This window comes from Streptomyces sp. NPDC050535 (assembly GCF_044457665.1).
Classification (GTDB): domain Bacteria; phylum Actinomycetota; class Actinomycetes; order Streptomycetales; family Streptomycetaceae; genus Streptomyces.
Map to the genome: position 1 here is coordinate 189,592 of NZ_JBITHE010000006.1, position 21,218 is coordinate 210,809.

Consider the following 21,218-nt stretch of genomic DNA (forward strand, 5'->3'; position numbering starts at 1 on the left):
CCCGCGGCGGCCGCCCCCGGGGCGGCCCCCGGGGGGGTCGCGGGCCCCCGGGCCCCCCCCGCCGGGGGGCGGGGCCCCCCCCCCCCGGGGGGGGGGGGGGGCCCGGGGGGGCGGGCCCCCCCCACTTCTGTGCGTACGGGGCTTCAGCCCGCCGCCGGCACTGGCACCTGCGCCTTGAGGAGAGCGGGCAGCCGGGTGGTGCGCGGCTTCTGCGGGACCTCCGCCACCGCCCGCGCCAGCGCCTGGTCCACCCCGTGCACCACGGAAAGGTGGCGCTCGGCGCGGCCGAAGGCCGTGTAGATCCACGGCCTGGTCAGGGCCTGCGCGGCGTCACCGGGGAGCACCACCACCGCGGCCGGCAGACGCAGACCCACCGCCTGGTGCGCCGTGAGTGCCCAGCCGAGCCGCACGGACCGCTCCACCCGCTCCTTGGGTACGACCACGGGGGCGCCCGCGCACTCCAGATGCAGTCCGTCGGCGTCGGCCTTCACCACGAGCCCCGGCACCGTACGCCCCGGCGCGGGGGAGTACGCGATCCGGTCGCCCGGGTCGAAGCCGCCGAAGCGGCCGGGGCCGGGGTTGAGCCGCTCCTTGAGCGCGCTGTTCAGCGCGCGGGTGCCGGCCGCTCCGCCGTGCCCCGGAGTGATCACCTGCGTCTGCTCGGCCGGGATGCCGAACGCGCGGGGCACCGAGTCCGCGACCAGCTGCACCGTGCGGTGCACCGCCTCACCCGCGTCACGCACCGGGACGATCACGACTTCCTTGCCGGGCGCGTCGACCTGGTTCAGCTCGCCGATCCCGATGCCGGACACCAGCTCGCCGATGGGACCGGGGTCCGGTGTCCGCGAGGCGACCTGCGGCCAGACACGGGCCGCGAGAAGGTCCGCGAAGACCCGCCCGGGGCCCGCCGACCACAGCACTCCGGGATCCCCGCTCAGCACGAGGCGGGCACCGTCCGGCAGCGACTCCGCCAGCATCGCCGCCGTCTCGATGTCGAGCTGCGGCGCGTCCAGGACGACGAGAAGGTCCAGGCTGAACGTGCCCTCCGCGTCCCGGCCCGGCCCCTCGGCACCGGCGAGCAGCCCGGCGACGGTGACGGCTGCCCGGTCCTCGTCCGCGGCGGCACCCTCGCGGCGCTCGCCGCCCGGTGACTCCGCCTCCTCGAGCAGCGCGGCGAAGCGCCGGCGGCCGTCCGGCGTGTGCGCGGCGGCGTACGCCCGCAGGCCCAGCCGGCCCGCCGCGACGACGAGCGCCGCGGCCTCCGCTCGGGACGCCTCGCCGCCGGTGTGCAGGACGATGCCGTGACCGGCGACCGCGCGGATCAGCTCGGCGCTGGAACCGGACGCCGAAGCGGCGGCGGACGGCCAGTCGGTCGCGTCCTCCTTGGGCAGGGAGTTGACCACGCGGGCGAGGCCGTCGGCGAGGCTCTCCTCGGCCAGCGCGTACCTCTCGAGACCGACGAGGACGCGGACCGGGCGTTCCTCCTCGGTCTCCTCGTCGTCCTCCTGCGCGGGCGCGGCCGATTCGAGCGCGTCCTGGAAGACCAGGGCCTCGCCCTCGGCCAGCGCGCTCTGTACGGCCGCGTCCGGGTCCGGCACCGAGTGCTGGGCGAGCGCGGCGGTGAGCGCCGGGGCGTCGAGAGCGGTGTGTCCGGCGATCGCGGCCTGCTCGAGGAGCCAGACGGTGAGCGCACGGCCCCGCCGCTCGTCGTCCGGGCCGCACTCCGCGCCGAGCAGCGCCCGGGCGAACCCGTCGGCCTGCTCGGGCCGCACCCCCGGGACCCGCAGCAGCTGCCAGGGGTCCTCGCGCAGTCGCCCGTCCGCGCCCTCGCCCAGGGTTTCGGCGACCTGTGGTGCGAGCGCGTCGGGCGCGCCGCCCTCGGCGAGCACCGCGCTCACCGTCTCGACGGCCTCCGGGGCGGGCGCCGACGGCCTGTCGGCCGGGGTGGGTGCGGGCTCGGGTCGCCGCGCGGGCTCGGGCACGGCGGCTCGGGATGCCGGCTCGGGCGCACGGAACGCGGTGGCCGCCGGCTTCTCACCGCTCTCCACGGCGCGGACCGCGGCGAGCAGGTCGGCGGCCGTCCCGCTGAGCTTGCCGCCGGCCGCGACCGGCCCCTGCTTCTCGGCCTTCCGCCGCGCGATGCGCTCCCGCTCCAGCCGCTGGGCCGCCAACTCGGCCGCGGCCTCGGACAGCTGCTTGACGGTGCCTTCCGCGCCTTCGACGGTGCCTTCCGCGCCCTCGGGGGTCGCGGTCGAACCGTCGTCCGTGCCGGCGCCCGTGTCCCCGCCCTCGGGGGTTTCCGTACCGGGCGCCCCCGGCTCCCCGTCCTGCGTGGTCTCGGGCTCCGTGCTCACAGCGTGCTCCAGTCGTGATCGGGATAGTGGTGCACCGGTGCTGACACGTCGTCGAGCGCCCGGCAGATCTCGTCAGGAAGACTAAGGGTCTCCACTGACAACGCGGCCGTGAGCTGCTGCGCGTTGCGCGCGCCGATGATCGGGGCGGCGACCCCCGGCCGGTCGCGCACCCAGGCGAGAGCCACCTGGAGCGGTGTCACCGCGAGGCCGTCCGCCGCGGTCACCACCGCGTCCACGATGCTGCTCGCGGCTTCGTCCAGGTACGGCGCGACGAAGGGCGCGAGGTGTTCGGAACCGCCCCGGGAGTCGGCGGGCGTGCCGGCACGGTACTTGCCCGTGAGGACGCCCCGGCCGAGCGGCGAGGAGGGGAGCAGGCCGACGCCCAGATCGAGGGCGGCGGGCAGCACCTCCCGCTCTACGCCGCGCTGGAGCAGCGAGTACTCCATCTGCGTACTGGCCAGCCGGGTCCGCACCCCGGGCGCCGCGAGCTGCCAGGTCGCCGCCTTGGCGAGCTGCCAGCCGCAGAAGTTGGACACTCCCGCGTACCGCGCGCGGCCACTGCTGACGGCCAGGTCGAGGGCCTGGAGCGTCTCGTCCAGCGGTGTCCCCGGATCGAAGGCGTGCACGTGCCACACGTCCACGTGGTCGGTGCCGAGGCGGACGAGCGAGGCGTCGAGGGCCGACAGCAGGTGCCCGCGCGAGCCGTCGAACCGGCGGTCCGGGTCGGGTACGCTCCCCGCCTTCGTCGAGATGACCAGATCCCGGCGCGGCACGAGCCCTTCCATGAGCTGTCCGAGCAGATACTCCGACTCCCCGTCCCCGTACACGTCGGCCGTGTCGACGAGGTTCCCGCCCGCTTCCCAGAACGCCTTCAACAGGTGCGCGGCGTCATGCTCGTCGGTGTCCCGGCCCCACGTCAGGGTGCCGAGTCCGATCCGGGACACACGCAGGCCTGTACGGCCGAGATGCCTCTGCTCCATGGACGCCGAGATTACTGGCCAAGGCTGTCCGCGTGGGGCCCTGTGGACAACCAGAATCACCCGAGGCCGATCCCGTACCTGCCACGGCGCCCACCAGCGCGCTAGTGTCTCGGACACAAGGGACGTTACTGATCAGTAAGGGGAATCGGTCATGCAGCTCGGGATCAACCTCGGCTACTGGGGCGCCGGAATGGACGCCGACAATCTCGCCGTCGCCCAGGAGGCCGACCGGCTCGGATACGCGGTCTGCTGGGCCGCCGAGGCCTACGGCTCGGACGCGGCCACCGTGCTCAGCTGGGTCGCCGCCAAGACCGAGCGCATCGACGTCGGCTCGGCCATCTTCCAGATCCCGGCCCGCCAGCCAGCGATGACCGCGATGACGGCCGCCACCCTGGACTCGCTCTCGGGCGGCCGCTTCCGCCTGGGCCTCGGCGTCTCGGGACCGCAGGTCTCCGAGGGCTGGTACGGCGTCAAGTTCGACAAGCCGCTGGCCCGCACCCGCGAGTACGTCGAGATCGTCCGCAAGGCCATGACGCGCGAGCGCCTCTCCTACGAGGGCACGCACTGGACCCTGCCGCTGCCGGGCGGCCCGGGCAAGCCCCTCAAGCTGACCGTGCACCCGGAACGCGAGCACATCCCGCTGTACGTCGCCGCCATCGGCCCCAAGAACCTGGAGCAGACCGGCGAGATCGCCGACGGCGCGCTGCTGATCTTCCCCTCGGCCGACCACCTGGAGGACACCGCGATCACGCACCTGCGCGCGGGCCGGGAGAAGGCGGGGAAGACCATGGAGGGCTTCGACGTCTGTCCGACGCTGCCGCTCGCGCTCGGCGACGACAAGGACGTGACCACGCTGGCCGACATGTTCCGGCCGTACACGGCGCTCTACGTCGGCGGAATGGGCAGCCGCAAGCAGAACTTCTACAACCAGCTCGCCCAGCGCATGGGCTACGAGAAGGAGGCCGCCGAGATCCAGGACAAGTACCTGTCCGGCGACAAGGAGGGCGCTGCCGCCGCCATCCCGCACTCGCTGATCGACCAGACCACGCTGCTCGGATCCGTCGACCGCATCGCCGACCGGATGAAGGCGTACGCCGCGGCCGGGGTCACCACGCTGACGCTGGCCCCCGCGGGCTTCTCGCTGGAGGACCGGATCGCCTCGCTCCGGGCCGGCACCGACGCCCTGGAACGCGCCGGTCTGGCGTAACGCGGCGGGACGTCCGCCAAGAAGTTTCCGCGGCCGTGGTGGGGGCTCGGGGGTCTTCCCCGCCACGGCCGTCACTGGGAACAACGCGCCAGGGCCCTCTCGGGTTACGCCCCCGGGCGTCCCTCTCCGTCCTCCGTTCGGCGGAGTTGTCCGACATATCGGTTGCCGCGCTCCTGTCAACCCATTTGACTCGGTTTCTGCGGAAACCCTGTATGGAGGTGGCAGTGATGCTTTCGGCCAAGAGTTTGTTCCAGGAGATCCTCGACAACGACGAGTCGTTCCGGCTCTTCTGCTCCATCGCCGCCAGCGGTGAGTCACAAGGAGGCTGGGAGAACGCGCGGATCGCCGCGCTCGTCCCGGAGGGCCAGCGCGCCCTCGCGCCCAAGATCGCCCGGCACGGCGCCGACGAGGACAAGCACGGGCGGATCTTCAACGCCCTGATGAGGAAGCGCGGTCTGACACCTGTCGAGGTCCCGTCCGACACCGACTACACGATGCTCCTGGAGCGGCACGGGATCGGCCTGGCGCACGACAAGCTCAAGAGCGACGAACAGCTGAGCGTGCGGGACATCGTCACCTACCTCGCCCACAGCAGGGTCACCGAACAGCGTGCCTCCGAGCAGATGGAGCTGCTGCGCAAACACTTCGCCGACGACCCCGACCTCGGCCGGGCAGTGAGGATGATCTCGAACGACGAGGACAACCACCTCGCCTACTGCCACGAGGAACTGCTGCGCTTCGCGCACGCCGGGCACGGCCGCGCCATCCAGCGGACGCTGCGCGAGTGCGCGCACGCGGAGATCCGCGTCTACCGGGACGTCAGCCTCGCCGTGATGGCCCACATGGGGCGCATTCTCGGCTGGTCCAGGACCAGGTCCGCGACGCTCGCCGCGGGAATCCACGCCGTCCACGCCTACGAGCGGGCCATGGGCTGGCACCGGATGGTCTCCCTCCGGATGCCCGAGCGCCGCGACGCGCTGGGCGGGCCCGCGACGGCGGCACCCGAGTTCGCGTAGCCCGGTGCCACGCGCGCGTGGCACCGGGCTACCAGGCCGTCCCGCCCCGGAAGGGGGGACCGTCTCACAACCAGCCACGCTGCTTGAACTGCCTGTAGAGGGCGAACTCCAGCACCACCATCAGCAGGATCACCGCCGGATAGGCCCACACCCAGTGCAACTCCGGCATGTGGTCGAAGTTCATGCCGTAGATGCCCGCGATCATCGTGGGGACCGCGGCCATGGCCGCGAACGCGGAGATCTTCCGCATGTCGTCGTTCTGCCGCACGCTCATCTGCGCCAGATGCGCCGCGAGGATGTCCGAGACCAGCCGGTCCAGACTCTCCACGGACTCGTTCACGCGCATCAGGTGGTCGTTGACGTCGCGGAAGAAGGGCTGTGCCTGCTCGTTCACGAAGGGAACGGCCGCCGCGTAGGGTCCCGTGCCCGCGAGCCTGGACAGCGGGACCGCCAGGGGGACGGTGGCCCTGCGGAACTCCAGGATCTGCCGCTTGAAGGTGTAGATCCGCGACGCGGTCGTGCGCGAGCCGCCGAGATTCGGTGAGAAGACCTCCGCCTCCAGCTCCTCCAGGTCGGTCCCAAGTTCGGTCGCGACCTCCAGATAGTGATCGACGATGGCGTCGGCGATCGCGTAGAGCACCGTCGTGGGCCCGTGCCGAAGCTGCCCGGGGTCGTGCTCCAGGTGCTTCCGTACCGCCGCGAGGGGCGAGCCCTCGCCGTGCCGGACGGTCACCACGAAGGAGTCGCCGATGAAGATCATGACCTCGCTGGTGGAGACCCTGTCGCTCTCCGGCTCGTACACGACCGGCTTCAGGACCACGAACAGCGAATCGTCGTACACCTCCAGCTTGGGCCGCTGGTGTGCCTTCAGAGCGTCCTCGACGGCCAGCGGGTGCAGCCCGAACTCCTCGGTGACGAGGTCGAACTCCCGCTCCGTCGGGTCGTGCAGCCCGATCCAGAGGAACGCGTCGCCCTCGGCGCGGGCTTCGGCCAAGGCGTCGGACAGGTCGTCGGGCCCCTCCGTGCGGCGCCCGTCGCGGTAGATGGCGCTGTCCACGATCACGGAGCGTATTCTTCCGCCGAAGGGGTCGCGGTGCACGCCGGGCATGCCCCGTCAGGGTCCGGGCCTGGTCCCCGGGGCGCCCGTTTACGCTGGGCCGCATGCCCACTCTGATCCTCGTCCGGCACGGACGCTCCACCGCCAACACCTCCGGCCTGCTCGCCGGCTGGACGCCCGGCGTCGCCCTGGACGAGCGCGGCGCCCAGCAGGCCGCCGCGCTCCCCGGGCGGCTCGCGGCGCTGCCGATCTCCGAAGTCGTCGCAAGCCCCCTGCAACGCTGCCAGGAGACCGTCCGGCCGCTTCTGGAGGCACGGCCGGAGCTGCGCGCGCACAGCGACGAGCGCATCGGGGAGGCCCACTACGGCGACTGGACCGGCCGCAAGCTCGCCGAACTGATGGACGAGCCGCTGATGGAGGTCGTCCAGACGCATCCTTCTGCGGTGGCGTTCCCCGGCGGCGAGTCGATGCGGGCCATGCAGACCAGGGCCGCCGAGGCGGTGCGCGAGTGGAACGCGCGCGTGGAGCGTGATCACGGCGCTGACGCCGTGTACCTCATGTGTTCGCACGGCGACATCATCAAATCCCTTGTGGCGGAAGCACTCGGACTTCATCTTGACCTCTTCCAGCGGATCTCTGTTGAACCGTGTTCCATCACCGCGATCCGTTACACACGGATGCGGCCCTTTCTCGTGCGCCTCGGGGACACCGGTGATTTCGCGTCCCTGGCGCCGCGTGAGGAACCCCCGAGCGGTGCTGCCACGGTCGGGGGCGGTGCGGGCGCACCGTGATCGTCGGCCGCAGTAGGGTGAAGCGGTCGAAGCAGCGCTGCAGTTGTCATCCGTAGCGCGTCCGTAGTTGTCAGCAGACTTGTCAGCAGCCGATGCGGCCCGCGCCGTCAGCCGGTCCGCATGCCGAATCAATGGAGACAGGACGTGTCCCGTCAGGTGTTCCTCTACGACCCCCCGGACCGTTTCGTGGCCGGTACGGTCGGGTTGCCCGGGCGCCGTACCTTCTTCCTGCAGGCCACCTCGGGCCCCCGGGTGACCAGTGTGGCTCTGGAGAAGACCCAGGTGGCGGCGCTCGCCGAGCGGATGGACGAGCTCCTCGACGAGGTCGTACGGCGTACGGGGGGCAGCGCGCCCGTCCCGGCCGTGGCCCCCACCGAGGTGCCCGACACCGCCCCCCTCGACGCCCCCGTCGAGGAGGAGTTCCGGGTCGGCACCATGGCGCTGGCCTGGGACGGTGACGAGCAGCGCATGATCGTCGAGGCGCAGGCCCTCGTGGAACTCGACGCCGACTCCGACGAGGACCTCGCCGACGCCGAGGAGCGACTGCTCCAGGACGAGGAGAACGGCCCGCCGATGCTCCGGGTCCGCCTCACCGGCGCGCAGGCCCGGGCCTTCGCCAAGCGCGCCCTGGACGTCGTCAACGCGGGCCGGCCGCCCTGCCCGCTGTGCAGCCTCCCGCTCGACCCGGAAGGACACGTATGTCCGCGCCAGAACGGATACCGCCGCGGAGCGTGACCACGGCCGAGCTGCTCGCCAAGGGCGAGCTGAAGGTGCGCGGACGCATCCGCGAGGCCTCGAACGCGGTGCTGTACTGCTCCGTGTCGTACGAGGGCCGGGACGCGTTCTGCGTCTACAAGCCGGTCGCCGGGGAGCGGCCGCTGTGGGACTTCCCCGACGGGAACCTCGCGCGGCGGGAGGTCGCCGCGTTCGAGGTGTCCGAGGTGACGGGATGGGGGCTCGTGCCGCCCACCGTGCTGCGGGACGGGCCGTACGGCGAGGGCATGTGCCAGCTCTGGATCGAGGCGGCGCCCGACGCGGAACTGCTGGCCCTGGTGGACGGCGAGGAGCCGGCGGAGGGCTGGAAGGCGATCGGGTTCGCCGAGGTCGGTGAGGGCAGGACGGCGCTGCTCGTGCACGCCGACGACGCCCGGCTGCGGAAACTGGCCGTGCTCGACGCCGTGATCAACAACGCGGACCGCAAGGGCGGCCATCTGCTGCCCGGCGGTGAGGGGCGGCTGTACGGCATCGACCACGGGGTCACCTTCAACGCCGAGAACAAGCTGCGGACGCTGTTGTGGGGCTGGGCGGGGGAGTCGCTGACCGGCGAGGCACTCTCGGTGCTCGCCGCCCTGAGGGACGCGCTGGCGCCCTCCGCGCCGCTCGCCACCCGGCTGGCCGAACTCGTCACCGCCGCCGAACTCGATGCCACGCGCGCGCGTGTCGAGGCGATGCTGGCCTCGCGGAAGCATCCGGAACCCAGCGGGGAGTGGCCGGCGATTCCCTGGCCGCCGGTCTGACGGCACCCCGGGAGGCAGGCTTCTCCAGCGGCCCCGACGCATACCGTCACGAGCCGCGCAAGAAGGCCTTCCCGGCCATCGGACCTGGTCCGGTTCGTATACGTAACTTCCGGCCGGTTAGGCTCATGGCATGTATGCCTGGCCCGCTTCCGATGTCCCCGCCCTGCCTGGTGAGGGCCGCGACCTCCGGATCCACGACACCGCGACCGGTGGGCTCGTCCGTCTTGACCCCGGTCCCGTCGCCCGAATCTACGTGTGCGGTATCACGCCGTACGACGCGACCCATCTGGGACACGCGGCGACCTACAACGCGTTCGACCTCGTTCAGCGCGTGTGGCTCGACACCAAGCGGCAGGTTCACTACGTCCAGAACGTGACCGATGTCGACGACCCGCTGCTGGAGCGCGCGGAGCGGGACGGCATCGACTGGGCGGCGCTCGCCGAGAAGGAGACCACCCTCTTCCGTGAGGACATGACCGCCCTGCGGATGCTTCCCCCGAAGCACTACATCGGCGCCGTCGAGGCGATACCGGGAATCGTTCCGCTCGTCGAGCGGCTGCGGGAGGCCGGAGCGGCGTACGAGCTCGAAGGGGATGTCTACTTCTCCGTCGAGTCGGATCCGAACTTCGGCAAGGTCTCCAACCTGGACGCCGCCGCGATGCGTCTGCTGTCCGCCGAGCGCGGTGGCGACCCGGACCGCCCGGGCAAGAAGAACCCCCTCGACCCGATGCTCTGGATGGCCGCCCGCGAGGGTGAGCCCAGCTGGGACGGGGGCTCGCTCGGGCAGGGCCGTCCCGGCTGGCACATCGAGTGCGTCGCCATCGCCCTCGACCATCTCGGCATGGGCTTCGACGTGCAGGGCGGCGGCTCCGACCTCGCCTTCCCGCACCACGAGATGGGCGCCTCGCACGCCCAGGTGCTCACCGGCGAGTTCCCCATGGCCAAGGCGTACGTGCACGCCGGCATGGTCGCTCTGCACGGCGAGAAGATGTCGAAGTCCAAGGGCAATCTCGTCTTCGTGTCCACGCTCCGGCGCGACGGGGTCGACCCGGCCGCCATCCGGCTCGCGCTGCTCGCGCACCACTACCGGGCCGACTGGGAGTGGACGGACTCGGTCCTCGACCAGGCCCTCGCGCGACTGGAGAACTGGCGGGCCGCGGTGTCCCGCCCGGACGGGCCGCCCGCCGACGCGCTGGTCGAGGAGATCCGCGCCGCCCTCGCCGACGACCTGGACGCGCCGACGGCGCTCGCCGCGGTCGACCGCTGGGCCGCGCTCCAGCACGAGCGGGGTGGCACCGACGAGGGCGCCCCCGGCGTCGTGTCACGCGCCGTGGACGCCCTCCTCGGAGTGGCTCTCTGACGGCCGGCTCATCTGCGGGGTGGTGCTCATGCGGGTGCCACCTTCCCTCATCAGCTGAGCATGGATGGCGTTCCCGCGGACTGGGAGCTGCACGAGGCGAATCCGGCGAGAGGCCGGCGGGGGCCGTCAGCCCGTGATCACCAGGCCGACGATCTCGTCGTCCGAGAACCAGACACGCACGTCTGGCCGTCCGCTCGCGAAGGCGGCGTGCACCGCCTGGCGGATCTCGGCGGACGGGTTGTTGAGGCTGCGCCAGCTGCCCGCTACGAACAGCCGGAGCCTGGGCGGGAGTTCACGCGGATACGGCAGGAGCTCGTCCCAGTAGCGCTCGGCCCGGCCCGAGCCGACCGCGTCGGGCAGCAGGTGGGTGACCGCCGCCCTGATGTCCGGCCGGCTGCCGATCCGCTGGGAGGCCGGCCGGCCCGGCGCGTCCTGCTGCGGGGAACCCGTGGCCCGGAACACCGCGCGGGCACGGTCCGGGGAGATCGGTTCCTGACCGGCCGCCTTGAGCATGCCCTGCAGCGCGGCCAGGGCACCGGCCACCAGCGGTGAGGCGGACGAGGTCCCGGAGAACCTGTCCGTGTACCAGCCGATCTCCTCGGTCCCGCCCTGGAGGTCACCGGGCCGGTCCCAGAATCCGCCGGTGGTCGTGACCTCGTGTCCCCAGCCCTGTGCGTCCACGCGTGCCCCGTAGTTGGAGAACGCGAGCCGCGAGCGGTCCGGGCCGTGGTCGCGGCCGTGCGTGCCGGGCGGCGGTGCGCCCGCGCCGACCAGGATCGCGCCGGAGGACCGGTTGGAGGGGTTGAAGGGGTTCCGCCACCACTCCGGGAACTCGGCGGGGCGCCGTTCGTAGACCCCGTCGTCGAGCGACTCGGCGCCGTTGCCGGCGACCGCCACCACGACCACGCCCTTGGCGGTCGCGTACCGGACGGCGGCGAAGTTGTCCGGCCACCACTCGATCGGGATGTAGCCCTGCTGGTCGTCGCGCTGTTCGAAGTCGAACCGCGGGCCCGGAGCGTGCAGTTCGATCAGGATGATGTCGCCGGGGCCGAGCCGGTCGGCCGCCGAGTGGATCGCGGGCGCCGTGCCGATGCCCTGGAAGGACGCGGCCGCGGTCACGCTGTCCGGCACGATGCCGGTGATCCCGTGCTCGTCGCGGTCGCCGCCGAGCACGCCGATCACGGCGGTGCCGTGGTTGCGCCAGGCGAGGTCGGTCAGCGGAGTGCCGACGACGACGCCCGCGAGCTTCGCGGCCAGGTCCTGGTGGCCCAGTTGCCAGGCCCCCTCCACGTCGATCACCGTCACGCTCTGGCCCGAACCGCCCGGCCGCTGCCAGGCCCAGTACGCGTCGATCCCCTCGGGCGCCGGCCGCAGATATCCCTGGCGGCCGGTGAAGTCCGGGGTGACGGGCGACCCTTCCTTCACTTGCCGGGCGTCGTCGGCGCCTTCTTCGGTCCGCCCCGCTGATCCCACGGTGGCCGGTACAGGGCCCGGCTTCACGTACGCCGCGTCGATCTCCGGCAGTGCCGCGATCCGTGAGCGCAGTTCCTGGGCGCGGCGCTCGACGCCACTCACCCGGTAGAACAGTGCGAGGTCGGGGCCACTGTCGGTGGTCGTCGCCGTGGTCTGCCGCAGGCGTTCCTCGCTGCCGAACAGCGGCTCCAGGGAGAGCTGTTCGTCGCTGAGGAACATGTTGAGGGCCGACACGTCCGCACCCGCCACCGAGTGGACGCCCTCGGTCCGGGCACGAAGCCCGGCCTCGGGGCGAGCGACGACGATCAGCTCCTGCTCGGCCCCCCGATAGGTGAATCCCGCTCCGTCGGGCCCCGGCCAGGACGTTCCCGGGCCCTGTGCCGGCTGTACCTGGTCGGTCATCGCGTACCGATCCCTTCGGTCCATGCTGCCGTTCCTGGCCCGGTCCGTACGGGTGCACCGTCGCGGGATGACGCGGCGTCATGTCCCGTACCGGGGCCGCGCCTTCGGGGCACACCCTGCTACGGGCACGGCGACTCGGCAATCCGGCCGAATGCTGAGGAGGCGGGCGTCGTGCGACGGCTGAGGGGCGGTGCGCGTCCTGCGCACCGCCCCTCAGCCGTTCTGTCCTTGTCCTCAGGTCCTCGGTCGTCAGTCCTCCGAGGAATCCTTGGGATCCGAGGAGCCCTTGGGAGTGTCGTCGGAGCCCTCGTCCCGACCCTCGTCGTCCGTCCCGGTCTCCGCGTCCGCCTCGGGCAGTTGCGGCTTCGACGGCCAGGGGCGGCCGCCGGGGCCGTCCCGGAGGAACGAGGCGGCGTCGCCGCTCTCGGTCGCGTGGCCCCCGGGCTGGGTGGCCGGACCACCACCGTCCCGTCTGCGCAGATAGCGCTCGAACTCACGGGCGATCGCTTCGCCCGACGCCTCCGGCAGATCGGCGGTGTCCCGGGCCTCCTCCAGCGACTGCACGTACTCGGCGACCTCGCTGTCCTCGGCGGCGAGCTGGTCGACGCCCAGCTGCCAGGCCCGCGAGTCCTCGGGCAGCTCGCCCAGCGGAATGCGCAGGTCGATCAGGTCCTCGAGGCGGTTGAGGAGGGCCAGCGTCGCCTTCGGGTTCGGCGGCTGCGACACGTAGTGCGGGACGGCCGCCCACAACGACACGGCCGGTACGCCCGCGTGCGTGCACGCCTCCTGGAGGATGCCGACGATGCCCGTGGGGCCCTCGTACTTGGTCTCCTCCAGGTCCATGGTGCGGGCCAGGTCGGCGTCGGACGTCACCCCGCTGACCGGAACCGGACGTGTGTGCGGGGTGTCACCGAGCAGCGCGCCCAGGATCACCACCAGCTCCACGCCGAGCTCGTGCGCGAAGCCGAGCAGTTCGTTGCAGAACGAGCGCCATCGCATCGACGGCTCGATACCCCGGACCAGCACCAGGTCACGCGGCTTGTCCCCGCCGACCCGGACCACCGACAGCCTGGTCGTCGGCCATGTGATCTTGCGGACACCACCGTCCAGCCACACGGTGGGGCGGTTCACCTGGAAGTCGTAGTAGTCCTCGGCGTCCAGCGCCGCGAACACCTCGCCCTTCCATTCCTTGTCCAGATGCGCGACCGCGGTGGAGGCGGCGTCGCCGGCGTCGTTCCAGCCTTCGAACGCGGCCACCATGACCGGGTCGACCAGCTCGGGAACTCCCTCGAGCTCGATCACCCAGTGCCTCCTTCCGACGGGCCCTCACGTACGCCCCAACCTTACGGCGTGCGAAGGGGGCCTCCGCAGCCCCCTTGCACGGGGGAGTGAACGGATCACTGCCCCACCGGGACGCCGGAAACACGCGTGATCGTCACCGGGCGACACCCCCGGGTCATCGGATGAGTCGTCTTCGGCTGCCCCGGCCCGGGCGCGGGGAGCGGCAGGACTGACGTCGGTCGCCCGGCCAGGACGCGGGACTGAGGCGGTTCACAGGGTCGAGCGAAGCCACTGTTCCACGCTCGCGATGTGGACCGTCGCCCATGAGCGGGCCGCCTCCGCGTCGCGGTCGCGCAGGGCCGTGAGGATCGCGCGGTGTTCGTGCAGGGTGCGGCTGACCGCGTCCTCCTGGGTGAGCCCCCGCCAGATGCGGGCTCTGGTGGTTGGCCCGGAGAGACCGTCGAGGAGGGAACAGAGCACCGAGTTCCCGGAGCTCCGCACGATGCCGCGGTGGAACTCCAGGTCGCAGGCCACGAGTTCCTCCACCGAGGGCGTCTCGCCAAGCAGGTCCAACTGGGCGGACAGAGCGTCCAGTTGCTGCTCGCTGATGCGCGAGGCCGCCATCGCCGTGGCGGCCGGCTCCAGGATGCGGCGAACCGCGAGGAACTCGAGAACCGTGTCGTCGCGGTGGAAGTCGACGACGAAACTCAGTGCCTCCAGCAGGAGTTGGGGATCCAGGCTGGTGACGTACGTGCCGTCGCCCTGCCGGACATCCAGGATGCGGATGAGCGACAGGGCCCGCACCGCCTCGCGAAGGGAGTTGCGGGACAGCCCGAGTTCGGCGGCGAGTTCGCTCTCCTTGGGAAGCCGGTCGCCGGGGCGCAGCGAGCCGGAGACGATCATTCCCTTGATCTTCTCGATCGCCTCGTCGGTGACTGCCATGGCGGCCTCCCTGCCGTTCAGAATGCGGTTCGGGATGTCGCCAGGGCATCCGCTCAGACATCCGATGTCTCAGTCCATTATGCGGGTCGGCGGGCTGAACAGGACACGGAATCCCCAGGTCGGCTCAGGCGAGTGCCTCCAGGTCCGCCAGCGCGGCGGCCTCGTCGAGAGTGGTGAGCGCGCGGTCCCGCATCAGGATCCGGCCGTCGACGACCGTGTCCCGTACGTCCGCGGAGTGGGCGGCGTAGGCGAGCGTGGACCAGGGGTCGTGCAGGGGCCGCAGATGCGGAGCGGCGAGGTCGAGCACGATCAGGTCGGCGCGCTTGCCGGCCTCCAGCGAACCCAGGTGGTCGCCGAGGCCCAGCGCGCGGGCGCCCTCGATCGTGGCCATCCGCACCGCCTGTTCGGCGCCGACCGCGGTGGGGTCGCCGGCCGCCTTGTGGATGAGGGCCGCCTGTCTGACGGCCCCCAGCATGTCCAGGGTGTTGGAGCTGACCGCGCCGTCCGTGCCGAGGCCGACGGTCACCCCGGCGCTGAGCAGCCGCGGAACCGGCGCGATCCCGCAGCCGAGCTTCAGGTTGGAGACCGGACAGTGCGCGACCGACGTGCCGGTGCGGGCGAGGGCCGCGATCTCGGGGCCCGTCAGATCCACGGCGTGCGCGAGCAGCAGGTCGGGGCCGAGCAGCCCGAGCGAGTCGAGCAGTTCCACCGGACGCCTGCCGTGGGCGACCTCGACGGTGGCGACCTCGGTGGCGTTCTCCGCCGCGTGGATGTGCAGCAGCGCGCCGAACTCCCTTGCCAGCGCGGCGATTTCGACGAGCTGTCCGGGTGAGAGTGTGTACGTCGAGTGCGCGAAGAGGACGGGACGGACGCCGGGCCGCGTCGTCGCACGGTCGGCCAGATCGCGGCGCGCCCACTCCAGCCGGTCCCCGTACGCGATGCCGTCGGCGGGGTCCGGTACGTCCATGAAGGTCGGCCCGGTGTGCAGTCGCCAGCCCGCCTCACGCGCGGCCTCTTCGGCCGCCTCGTGGAACCAGTACATGTCGAGCGCGGAGGTCACCCCGGCCCGTACGCTCTCGGCGACCGCGACCCGGACCGCCGCCGCGACGTTCTTCGGGGACAGCAGCTCGGCTTCCCAGCGCAGCACCCGCTCCAGGAATCCCTGGAGGGTGACGTCGTCGGCCCGGCCGCGCAGCAGCGTCATCGCCAGGTGGGTATGGGTGTTGACGAGTCCCGGCAGGACGAGGCAGCCGCTCGCGTCCAGGGTGTCGGTGGCCGCGTACCGCGCGCGGAGTTCCTCTGCGGGGCCGACGGCGAGGATCCCGCCGTCGCGGACGGCGACCGTGCCGGAGCGCACGAAGGTTCCGGCCTCGTCGACGGTCAGGACGTCCCCGCCCTCGACCAGCAGGTCGGCGGGCTCGCTCATGCCGCGGACCCCGGGTGCTCCTCGGCCAGCAGCCGCAGTGCCTCCAGCGACACCACGGCGCCCCGCTCCACACCCTCCGCCACGACATCGCGGTGCGGGTTGTATCCGCCGGTGTTCTCCTCGTCGACCAGTTCGTCCGCGTTCGCGCCGTCGACGACGAGCACGCCGCCCGCGACGAGACCGCGCAGCGAGGCGGTGACCAGCAGCGCGGACAGCTCCATCTCGATCGCCGCGAGGCCCGCGTTGTCGTACGCGGTGAGCGGGATCAGTCCGGGCTGGAAGGCCGCCCGGGTCCAGACGAGACCCCGGTGGTGCGGGGCGCCGGCCGCGCGGGCCGCGCGCTGGAGTGCGAGGACCGCCTCGGGGGCGGACACCGCGGGGTACTCGGGCGGCAGCAACTGCTGGGTCACGCCGTCGTCCCGTACGGCAGCCTCCGCGATGACGAGATCGCCGTCGCCGACACCGGGGCGCATCGCCCCGGCCGTGCCGAAGCGCAGGAAGGTCGTGACGCCCGCGTCGGCCAGCTCCTGGAAGAGCAGGATCGCGCCGGGCGCGCCGACCCCGTGCGAGGCGACGGTGACCGGCAGGCCCTTCCAACTCCCGCTGAACACACGGTATTCGCGGTGGTACGACACCTCCTCGGCGCCGTCGAGCAGTGCGGCGACGGCCGCCGCTCGGGCCGGGTCGCCGACGACGAGGGCGTACGGCGGGAGGCCGGTGCGCGGTATTCGGGTGATGGGCAGCAGGTCCTGGGTCATACGGCGGCTCCAGCGGGTTCGGCGGGGCGGGTACGGCGACGACGGCGGGCCGTCGTGAGGAAGAGGGCGCCGAGGGTGACGACGTACGGCGCGGCGTCGGTCGTCTGCTGCGGCAGACCGAGGCCCTGAAGACGGAAGCCAGCGGCCTCCGCGAGGCCGAAGAGCAGCGCGGCGAGCAGCACGCCCAGCGGCAGTGCGCGGCCGAGCATCACCGCGACCACGGCGATCCAGCCGCGCCCGGCCGTCATGTTCTCGGAGAACAACGTGACGTTGCCGAGGGCGAGTTGGGCCCCGGCCAGACCGCACAGCACACCGGAGACGAGTACCGCCGCATACCGGTACTTCGCCGGGCTCACTCCGAGTGTGGCCGCCGCCTCGGGGGCTTCGCCGACCCCGCGCAGCCTCAGCCCCCACACATGCCGGGACAGCATCAGAGCGGCGACACCGACCGAGGCCCACGCCACGTAGGCGAGCGGCGAGAAGCCACCGACCAGTGGCAGCCCGGCAAGTGACGGATCGTCAAAAGTGCCCTGGACGCCGAAGACCGTACGCAGCAGGAAGCTGGTCAGGCCCACGGCGAGGAGGTTCATGGCGATGCCCAGAACCACCGCGTCGCCGCGCAGGGTTACGGTACCGACAGCGAGGATCAGCGAGTACGCGGCGGCGGCGAGCGCTGCCGCGAGGACGCCGAGCCAGGGGCTGCCGGTGAACCAGCTCGTGGTCACGGCCGTGAAGCAGCCCATCAGCATCATGCCTTCGAGGCCGATGTTGAAGACGCCCGCGCGCTCGCAGACCGCGCCGCCGAGCGCGGCCAGCAGGATCGGGGTGAGCGCCCGCAGCGCGGACATGAGGAGATCGGAGTCGAAGAACATCACACGGCCTCCTTCCGCCGGAACCGGCGCAGCCACTTGTCCGGGAAGGTCAGCCGGGCGGCCAGGAACACGATGACGATGGCCTGGAGCACCTGCGTCAGTTCGCGCGGCACCTCCGTCGTACGTTCCATGGAGAGCCCGCCCACCTCGAGTACGGCGAAGAAGAACGAGGCCAGGACCGTGCCCAGCGGGCCCGCCGCGGCGAGCAGCGCGGCCGTCAGGCCCGTCCAGGTGTATCCGGGGGCGGTGAGCGCGCCGTCGAGGAAGCGGTACGGGAAGCTCAACACCCCGATCGCGCCCACGAGTCCGGCGAGCGAACCTGACACGGCCATCAGCCGGAGCGTCAGGCCCTTGCGCTCGACGCCCGCGTACGCGGCGAAGCGGGAGTTGAGGCCGGTCATCCGGATCTCGTACCCCACCGCCGTACGGGAGTCCGCGAACCAGTACGCGGCCGCGGCGGCCACGATCAGCAGCAGACCGACCGTCACGGTGGTGTCGCCGAAGGCCGGCAGGGCCACCCCGTCCGGCAGTTGACGGGTCTGGGGAAGGCTGGAGCCGGGTTCCTTGAGCGGATAGCGCACCAGGTACGAGGCTAGTGAGGACGCCGGGTAGCTGAGCAGCAGGCTGCTCACCAGGAGCGGTACGCCGAGGTGGTTCTCGCAGAGCGCGGCCAGGGCGGCGTAGCCGGCGCCCGCCGCCATGCCCGCGAGCAGCGCGAGGACGACGGTGAGCGGTGCGGGCAGCGGCGAGTAGAGACCGGTGACCGCCGCCGCGATGCCGCCGAGCACCAACTGCCCGTCCCCGCCGAGGTTGATGAGCCCGGCACGCAGCGGAATCGCCAGCGCGAGCGCCATGCCGAGCACGCTGGTGGTGGTGCTCAGCGTCGAGCCGATGCCGTCGGCGCCGAGGGAGCCGCTGACGACCGCGCTGTACGCGGTGACCGGATCGGCGCCGGTGCCCACCAGGAACAGCGCGCCGATGACGACTCCGGCGAGGACGGAGAAGGTGACGGGGGAGCGGAGGACTCTCCCTATGTGGGCCGTCGCAGGGCCCTTCGTGCCGAGGTGGGCCATGTCAGTCTCCGGCCTTCGCCGACGAGATGCCGCCCGCCATCGCCAGGCCCAGCGTCCGCTCGTCCGCCTCGTCCTTGGTGTACGTCGCCGTCACGCGGCCCTCGTACATCACGAGCACCCGGTCCGCGAGCCCGCGGATCTCGCTGAGCTCGGCGGAGACGAGCAGGACGGCGTGGCCCGCGTCGCGGTAGGCGACCAGTTCGTCGTGGATGTTCTGGATGGCGCCGATGTCGACGCCCCGGGTCGGCTGCTCCACGAGCAACAGGGGTGCGTCGTGCGCCAGTTCGCGGCCGATCAGCAGCTTCTGGAGGTTGCCGCCCGACAGCGCGGAGGCGGGCACCTCGGGCGTGGACGCCTTGACGCCGAAACGCTCGACGAGACGCCGCGCGTGGGCCCGTACGGCCGAGGGCGCCAGCAGTCCGTGCCGCGTGGACAGCGACGTACGGTGATGGCCCATCGCGAGGTTGTCGGCGACGGACGCGGCCGGCGCGGTGCCGACCGCGTGCCGGTCCTCGGGCACGTACGCCAGGCCCCGGGCGCGCCGTTCGGTCGCCGAGGCGTGCGTGATGTCCTGGCCGCGCAGGGTGACCCGGCCGCCGGTGACCGGCCGCAGCCCGGCCAGGGCCTCGATCAGTTCGCTCTGGCCGTTGCCCGCGACGCCCGCGATGCCGACGATCTCGCCGGCGCGGACGGTGAGTCGGACCTCACGTACGGCCGTCGTGCCGAGGCCTGTCACCTCCAGCACCACGTCACCCGGGGTGCCCGTGGCGTGCACGCGGTCCAGGTCGACCGCGCGGCCGGTCATCGCGGCGGCGATCTCGTCGGCGCTGGTGTCCGCGGTGCGCAGCCGGGCGACGACGCGGCCGTCCCGCAGCACCGTCACGTTGTCGCTGCCTTCGAGGACCTCCCGCAGCTTGTGGGTGACAAGGATCACCGTGCGGCCCTGCGCGGTCAGCGACTTGAGCACCGCGAACAGGGCGTCGGCCTCGGCCGGGGTCAGCACCGCGGTCGGCTCGTCGAGGATGAGCGTACGGGCGCCACGGTGCAGCAGCTTCAGGATCTCGACGCGTTGCCGCAGCCCGACCGGGAGGTCGCCCACCCGGGCGTCCGGGTCGACGGCGAGGCCGTGCTCCTCGGCGAGTTCGCGCACCCGGCGCCGCGCCGCGGCCCGGTCGAGAAGGCCGAAGCGGCGGGGCTCGGCCGCGAAGACGACGTTCTCGGCGACGGTCAGCGAGTCGAACAGCTTGAAGCTCTGGTGCACCATGCCGAGCCCGGCGGCCATCGCAGCGCCGGGGTCCGCGAAGGACACCTCACGCCCGTCGATCAGCACCGAACCGGCGTCGGGGCGCTCCATCCCGTACAGGACGGACATCAGCGTGGACTTGCCCGCGCCGTTCTCGCCCATCAGGGCGTGGATCTCGCCGCGCCGGACCGTCAGGTCGACCGCGTCGTTGGCGAGCGTGCCGGGGAACCGCTTGGTGATTCCCCGGAGTTCGACGACGACCTCGGCCTCCGCCGGGACGAGACCGCTCTCAACCGGCTGCGGGGTCATCGACCTTCAGCTCTCCGGACACGATCTGGTCGCGCAGCGCCTCGACCTTCGTCAGGACGTCCTTGTGGTCGGCGATCACGCACTTGGAGGTGTCGACGCCGTCCTCGAGGCCGGTGAGGCTGATGCCGCCCTCCTTCAGGCCGTACGAGATCGTCTTGCCCGCGTTGCCGTCGAGGACCTGCTTGATGCCCTCCTCCACCGCGACGTCCGTCTTCTTGATCACGTTGTCGACGACCGTGCCCGGCGCGGAGGTGCACTGGTTGACGTCGACGCCGTACGCGTAGGCGCCCTTGGCCTTCGCCGCCTCGAAGACGCCGTAGTTGCCGGCCGCCGCGGCCGCCATGATCTGGTCGGTGCCCTTGGCGAGGAGGCCGTTCGCCTGCTCCTTGGCGCGGGCCGAGTCGTCGAACGGGGACTGGCCGCCGACGAAGCGGGTGGAGGCGGTCGTCTTGGGAGCGACCTTCTTCGCGCCGGCCGCGAACGGGTCGCTGTAGCGCCGGAACTGGGGCGTGTCCAGGACGTCCACCGCGCCGACCTTGCCGCTCTCGCTGAGCAGCCCGGCCTCGGCGCCCGCGAGGTACACACCCTCGTGCTCACGGAACGTCGCGCAGCTCACGTTCGCGTACGTCTTCGTCGTGCACGCGTCGACCATCAGGAACTGCTGCTTCGGGTGTGCATCGGCCTGCTGCGCGACCAGGTCGGCGAACTCGAAGCCGACCAGCACGATGACGTCGGGCTCGGCCTCCACGGCGGCGGCCACGTTCTGCTGCTCGGACGCGGTGTCCGAGGACTGATACACCTTTCGCGTCCCGTCGTGCGCCTTCGCCGCCGCCTCCACACCGCTGACCGCGAGCTTCAGGAACTCGTTCTGCCCGACGGGGTCGGGGGTGACGAGTGTGAAGGACTTGCCGCTGCTCGCGGAACTGTCGGACGCGCTGTCCTTGGCCGCCGCGTTGCAGGCGGTGGCCAGCAGCGCGGTGCCCGCCGCGAGGGCGGCGAACTGGAGGGAGCGGCGGTTTCTGCGGTACATCGGGATGACCTTCCGGAGGGTGCGGCAGGGCACGCTGTGCGGTAGCGCGAAGGGGGTGGGACGTGCGAGGTACGGCGGGAGCTGAAGTACGGGTCAGCTACAACAGCCGTTGGCGGCGCACCGGCCG

General features: G+C 72.1%; 18 protein-coding genes. 6 read left to right on the top strand and 12 right to left on the bottom strand.

What is annotated here, in order from left to right:
* Nucleotides 1-143: 143 nt before the first annotated feature.
* Both ACIBLC_RS16305 and ACIBLC_RS16310 read right to left on the bottom strand, forming a co-directional pair.
* Nucleotides 144-2,354: a helix-hairpin-helix domain-containing protein gene (locus ACIBLC_RS16305; protein WP_399211600.1), complete on the bottom strand. Its 2,211-nt coding sequence runs from the start codon at nucleotides 2,352-2,354 to the stop codon at nucleotides 144-146.
* Nucleotides 2,351-3,334: an aldo/keto reductase gene (locus tag ACIBLC_RS16310; protein WP_399211601.1), complete on the bottom strand. Its 984-nt coding sequence runs from the start codon at nucleotides 3,332-3,334 to the stop codon at nucleotides 2,351-2,353. The genes ACIBLC_RS16305 and ACIBLC_RS16310 overlap by 4 nt, the downstream gene beginning before the upstream one ends.
* 151 nt (nucleotides 3,335-3,485) lie before the next feature.
* Here ACIBLC_RS16310 and ACIBLC_RS16315 point away from each other — a divergent pair, with 151 nt between their 5' ends.
* Together ACIBLC_RS16315 and ACIBLC_RS16320 are read left to right on the top strand one after the other, a co-directional pair.
* Entirely contained in the window at nucleotides 3,486-4,541 is a 1,056-nt protein-coding gene (locus ACIBLC_RS16315) for an LLM class F420-dependent oxidoreductase (protein ID WP_399211602.1), read from the top strand.
* A 227-nt stretch (nucleotides 4,542-4,768) separates the two neighbouring features.
* A complete protein-coding gene (locus ACIBLC_RS16320) occupies nucleotides 4,769-5,557 on the top strand; it encodes a ferritin-like domain-containing protein (RefSeq protein WP_399211603.1) in 789 nt (262 codons plus the stop codon).
* Between the two features lie 64 nt (nucleotides 5,558-5,621).
* Here the strand turns inward: ACIBLC_RS16320 and corA are convergent, their stop codons facing one another.
* Nucleotides 5,622-6,620, bottom strand: a complete 999-nt coding sequence (corA, locus tag ACIBLC_RS16325) for a magnesium/cobalt transporter CorA (RefSeq protein WP_399211605.1) — start codon at nucleotides 6,618-6,620, stop codon at nucleotides 5,622-5,624.
* Nucleotides 6,621-6,718: 98 nt separating this feature from the next.
* Between corA and ACIBLC_RS16330 the strand changes: the two genes are divergently transcribed.
* The 4 genes from ACIBLC_RS16330 to mshC all read left to right on the top strand — a co-directional run bounded on the left by ACIBLC_RS16330 (nucleotide 6,719) and on the right by mshC (nucleotide 10,282).
* Entirely contained in the window at nucleotides 6,719-7,405 is a 687-nt protein-coding gene (locus ACIBLC_RS16330) for a histidine phosphatase family protein (RefSeq protein WP_399211606.1), read from the top strand.
* Between the two features lie 144 nt (nucleotides 7,406-7,549).
* Nucleotides 7,550-8,140, top strand: coding sequence for a DUF3090 domain-containing protein (locus tag ACIBLC_RS16335; RefSeq protein ID WP_399211607.1), 591 nt, complete (start codon nucleotides 7,550-7,552; stop codon nucleotides 8,138-8,140).
* Nucleotides 8,104-8,922: an SCO1664 family protein gene (locus tag ACIBLC_RS16340; RefSeq protein WP_399211608.1), complete on the top strand. Its 819-nt coding sequence runs from the start codon at nucleotides 8,104-8,106 to the stop codon at nucleotides 8,920-8,922. Before ACIBLC_RS16335 ends, ACIBLC_RS16340 begins: the two co-directional genes overlap by 37 nt.
* A 130-nt stretch (nucleotides 8,923-9,052) precedes the next feature.
* Nucleotides 9,053-10,282: a cysteine--1-D-myo-inosityl 2-amino-2-deoxy-alpha-D-glucopyranoside ligase gene (gene mshC / locus ACIBLC_RS16345; RefSeq protein ID WP_399211609.1), complete on the top strand. Its 1,230-nt coding sequence runs from the start codon at nucleotides 9,053-9,055 to the stop codon at nucleotides 10,280-10,282.
* Between the two features lie 126 nt (nucleotides 10,283-10,408).
* Here the strand turns inward: mshC and ACIBLC_RS16350 are convergent, their stop codons facing one another.
* The 9 genes from ACIBLC_RS16350 to ACIBLC_RS16390 all read right to left on the bottom strand — a co-directional run bounded on the left by ACIBLC_RS16350 (nucleotide 10,409) and on the right by ACIBLC_RS16390 (nucleotide 21,091).
* Entirely contained in the window at nucleotides 10,409-12,181 is a 1,773-nt protein-coding gene (locus tag ACIBLC_RS16350) for a S8 family serine peptidase (protein WP_399211610.1), read from the bottom strand.
* Between the two features lie 225 nt (nucleotides 12,182-12,406).
* The gene (locus ACIBLC_RS16355; protein ID WP_399211611.1) at nucleotides 12,407-13,459 is read right to left on the bottom strand and encodes a PAC2 family protein; all 1,053 of its coding nucleotides are present in this window, start codon (nucleotides 13,457-13,459) and stop codon (nucleotides 12,407-12,409) included.
* A gap of 249 nt (nucleotides 13,460-13,708) precedes the next feature.
* Entirely contained in the window at nucleotides 13,709-14,380 is a 672-nt protein-coding gene (locus ACIBLC_RS16360) for a FadR/GntR family transcriptional regulator (RefSeq protein WP_399211612.1), read from the bottom strand.
* Between the two features lie 124 nt (nucleotides 14,381-14,504).
* Complete coding sequence (locus ACIBLC_RS16365) at nucleotides 14,505-15,806, bottom strand: amidohydrolase (RefSeq protein WP_399211613.1); 1,302 nt, start codon at nucleotides 15,804-15,806, stop codon at nucleotides 14,505-14,507.
* Nucleotides 15,803-16,564 (bottom strand): purine-nucleoside phosphorylase, encoded by a 762-nt coding sequence (locus ACIBLC_RS16370; protein ID WP_399211614.1) that lies wholly within the window; start codon nucleotides 16,562-16,564, stop codon nucleotides 15,803-15,805. Before ACIBLC_RS16370 ends, ACIBLC_RS16365 begins: the two co-directional genes overlap by 4 nt.
* The gene (locus tag ACIBLC_RS16375) at nucleotides 16,561-17,436 is read right to left on the bottom strand and encodes an ABC transporter permease (RefSeq protein ID WP_399211615.1); all 876 of its coding nucleotides are present in this window, start codon (nucleotides 17,434-17,436) and stop codon (nucleotides 16,561-16,563) included. Before ACIBLC_RS16375 ends, ACIBLC_RS16370 begins: the two co-directional genes overlap by 4 nt.
* Nucleotides 17,436-18,509, bottom strand: a complete 1,074-nt coding sequence (locus tag ACIBLC_RS16380) for an ABC transporter permease (protein ID WP_399211616.1) — start codon at nucleotides 18,507-18,509, stop codon at nucleotides 17,436-17,438. The genes ACIBLC_RS16375 and ACIBLC_RS16380 overlap by 1 nt, the downstream gene beginning before the upstream one ends.
* Nucleotide 18,510: 1 nt before the next feature.
* Nucleotides 18,511-20,061, bottom strand: a complete 1,551-nt coding sequence (locus tag ACIBLC_RS16385; protein ID WP_399211617.1) for an ABC transporter ATP-binding protein — start codon at nucleotides 20,059-20,061, stop codon at nucleotides 18,511-18,513.
* Complete coding sequence (locus ACIBLC_RS16390) at nucleotides 20,042-21,091, bottom strand: BMP family ABC transporter substrate-binding protein (RefSeq protein ID WP_399211618.1); 1,050 nt, start codon at nucleotides 21,089-21,091, stop codon at nucleotides 20,042-20,044. The genes ACIBLC_RS16385 and ACIBLC_RS16390 overlap by 20 nt, the downstream gene beginning before the upstream one ends.
* Nucleotides 21,092-21,218: the final 127 nt, after the last annotated feature.

Coding starts and splice junctions, on each gene's coding strand:
- ACIBLC_RS16380 (WP_399211616.1), bottom strand. CDS start 18,509: ATGGCCCACCTCGGCACGAAGGGCCCTGCGACGGCCCACATAGGGAGA.
- ACIBLC_RS16370 (WP_399211614.1), bottom strand. CDS start 16,564: ATGACCCAGGACCTGCTGCCCATCACCCGAATACCGCGCACCGGCCTC.
- ACIBLC_RS16375 (WP_399211615.1), bottom strand. CDS start 17,436: ATGTTCTTCGACTCCGATCTCCTCATGTCCGCGCTGCGGGCGCTCACC.
- ACIBLC_RS16320 (WP_399211603.1), top strand. CDS start 4,769: ATGCTTTCGGCCAAGAGTTTGTTCCAGGAGATCCTCGACAACGACGAG.
- ACIBLC_RS16330 (WP_399211606.1), top strand. CDS start 6,719: ATGCCCACTCTGATCCTCGTCCGGCACGGACGCTCCACCGCCAACACC.
- ACIBLC_RS16340 (WP_399211608.1), top strand. CDS start 8,104: ATGTCCGCGCCAGAACGGATACCGCCGCGGAGCGTGACCACGGCCGAG.
- ACIBLC_RS16310 (WP_399211601.1), bottom strand. CDS start 3,334: ATGGAGCAGAGGCATCTCGGCCGTACAGGCCTGCGTGTGTCCCGGATC.
- ACIBLC_RS16365 (WP_399211613.1), bottom strand. CDS start 15,806: ATGAGCGAGCCCGCCGACCTGCTGGTCGAGGGCGGGGACGTCCTGACC.
- ACIBLC_RS16390 (WP_399211618.1), bottom strand. CDS start 21,091: ATGTACCGCAGAAACCGCCGCTCCCTCCAGTTCGCCGCCCTCGCGGCG.
- ACIBLC_RS16360 (WP_399211612.1), bottom strand. CDS start 14,380: ATGGCAGTCACCGACGAGGCGATCGAGAAGATCAAGGGAATGATCGTC.
- ACIBLC_RS16350 (WP_399211610.1), bottom strand. CDS start 12,181: ATGGACCGAAGGGATCGGTACGCGATGACCGACCAGGTACAGCCGGCA.
- mshC (WP_399211609.1), top strand. CDS start 9,053: ATGTATGCCTGGCCCGCTTCCGATGTCCCCGCCCTGCCTGGTGAGGGC.
- ACIBLC_RS16315 (WP_399211602.1), top strand. CDS start 3,486: ATGCAGCTCGGGATCAACCTCGGCTACTGGGGCGCCGGAATGGACGCC.
- ACIBLC_RS16385 (WP_399211617.1), bottom strand. CDS start 20,061: ATGACCCCGCAGCCGGTTGAGAGCGGTCTCGTCCCGGCGGAGGCCGAG.